Below are 2,010 nucleotides of genomic sequence, written 5' to 3'. Positions count from 1 at the left end.
TTTTCGTGGAGCTGCCGGCGGGCACCGTGATGGCGCTGCCCTCGACGCCGTCCACTTTCAGGCGCAGCTGGTTGTTGCCCGCGCCGATCACGAAGGGCGAGCCGCCGCTGGGCGTCGTGATCCCCCCGCCGGTGTAGTTGCCCTGGGTCGCCGCCTGCGTGATGACGACGGAGTAGCCGCCCAGCGCCCCCGTCGGCACGACGCCGAGACCGGCGCTGAGGAAGACGACATCCTCGTCGCTGCTCGAGCCCGTGCTGCCGAGCAGCGCGATGACGCCCTCGAGGTCGTCCTGGATCGCCGCGCGCAGGGTGTCCTCGTCGATGCTCAGCTTGCCGTCGACGTTCAGGCTCTCGCCGACGCTCGTGCCGATGCCGATCTGCGCGAGCTGCCTGAACTCGCTGCCGAGGCCGGCGACCGCGCGCATCACGTCGCCGCGGATCTGCGAGTCCAGGCGCATCGCCGTGCGGTCGCCGAGGAGCACGCCCGCCTTCTCCGTGTCCGGATTGTAGGCGAACTGCTCGAGCAGGAAGTCGACGGCGCCGTTGTACTTGTCGACGAAGCCCTGCAGGCTCTCCATCAGCCCCTCCACGTTCTGCTCGACCTTGACGGTGATCGTCTGGTCGGCGTCGGCGCCGAGGAGGTTCAAGGAGACACCGTTGATGAGATTGCTCACGGTGTTGCTGGCGCTGGCGATCGTGATCGGCAGCGTGGTGCCGAAGCTGATCAGCGCATCCTGCGCGGCCTGGATCGTGCTGCTCACGGCGCTGACGTTCCAGGCGTCGCCGGCCTGGAGATCGCCGGCCCCGAAGCTGAGCGCCAGGCTGCCTGCCACGACCACCGGCCCGCCGGCGTAGTCCGCATCGAGGGTGATCTGGCCGCTGCCGCCCTCGTCGTTCGTCCAGTCGATCAGGATCGTGTCGCTGCCGACGACCCCGCCCTGACTGACCGTGAAGCTGTAGACGGCGTCCGTGTCCCCGGTGAAGTTCCCGCCGCTCGTCACGCTGCTCGAGCCGCTCTGGCTCTCGATGACCACGCCCGCCACGGTCCCGAAGCCGATCCCGGTCCCGCCCGTGAGCGCCGTGGAGACGCCGATCGTCTGCCTGGCGCCGGTCTCGTTGCCGGAGAGGATGATCTGGTAGGGCGACGTGCCCTCGCCGGTGTTGACGACCATCGCGGTCACGCCGCCGGCCGCCTGATTGATCGCCGTCGCGAGATCTTGCAGGCTATCGTTGCCCTGGGTGAGCGAGACCGTGAAGCTCTCGTCGCCGAGACTGATCGTCACGGTGCCGGTGCCCAGGCTGGTCTCGGCGTCGGCGAATCCGCCGCTGACGACCTGGTGGCTCTGCGCGAGCTGCTGGATGCGCAGGTTGTAGACGCCGGCGGCCGCGCCGCGGTCGGCCGTGGCGCTCAGGAGTTCCGCCTGGGAGCTGCTCACCTGCATGCGCCGGAAGTCGGAGGGCCGGCGCAGGCCCTCGACGGCGCCGCGCAGATTGGCGAGGGCCGCCTCCAGCGCGCCGAAGCCGGCCAAGGTCAGCTCCTCGCGCGCCTTGTTCGCCTCCAGGAGGTAGGCCGGCCGGCGCTCGAACTGCATGATCTTGTCGACGAGGGAGGCGGAGTCGATCCCGCTGAAAATGCCCGAAATCGAGTTGAGTCCCACGGCCATGCCTGCTTCTCCCGGCTAGGGGCCCGGACGGCCCCGGAGTGAAAGCTCCTGGAGCCCTCCCGAGGCTCCGGCCGGTTATCGGCCGCTCGGTCCCGCCCCTTGAGCCCTCTGCCGGAAAAAAGGGGCTCCCCGCCTCACGGCGGAGAGCCCCCGAGGATTGCCCGGATGGCCAGGCGTCCCGAAGCCCTAGCCCATCAACTGCAGGACCACCTGCGGGGCGGAGTTGGCGTGCGCGAGCATCGCCGTGGCCGCCTGCAGCATGATCTGATTGCGGGTGAAGGTCGCCATCTCGGCGGCCATGTCGGTGTCGCGGATCGTCGACTCGGCGGCGACCAGGTTCTCCTCGG

The 2,010-nt window shown here is 69.6% G+C and carries 2 protein-coding genes; both read right to left on the bottom strand.

The window, feature by feature from the left end; genetic code table 11:
• Window positions 1-1,663 (bottom strand): hypothetical protein (locus FJ251_15815; GenBank protein ID MBM4119168.1); only part of this gene is annotated, 1,663 nt, incomplete at its 3' end.
• Between the two features lie 186 nt (window positions 1,664-1,849).
• A partial coding sequence (locus FJ251_15810) for a flagellin (protein ID MBM4119167.1) occupies window positions 1,850-2,010 on the bottom strand: 161 nt, incomplete at its 5' end.

The organism is bacterium, assembly GCA_016873475.1.
In the GTDB taxonomy this organism is placed as follows: domain Bacteria; phylum Krumholzibacteriota; class Krumholzibacteriia; order JACNKJ01; family JACNKJ01; genus VGXI01.
The sequence above is the reverse complement of the archived record's forward strand: the minus strand, read 5'-3'. Positions and strand labels throughout refer to the sequence as shown.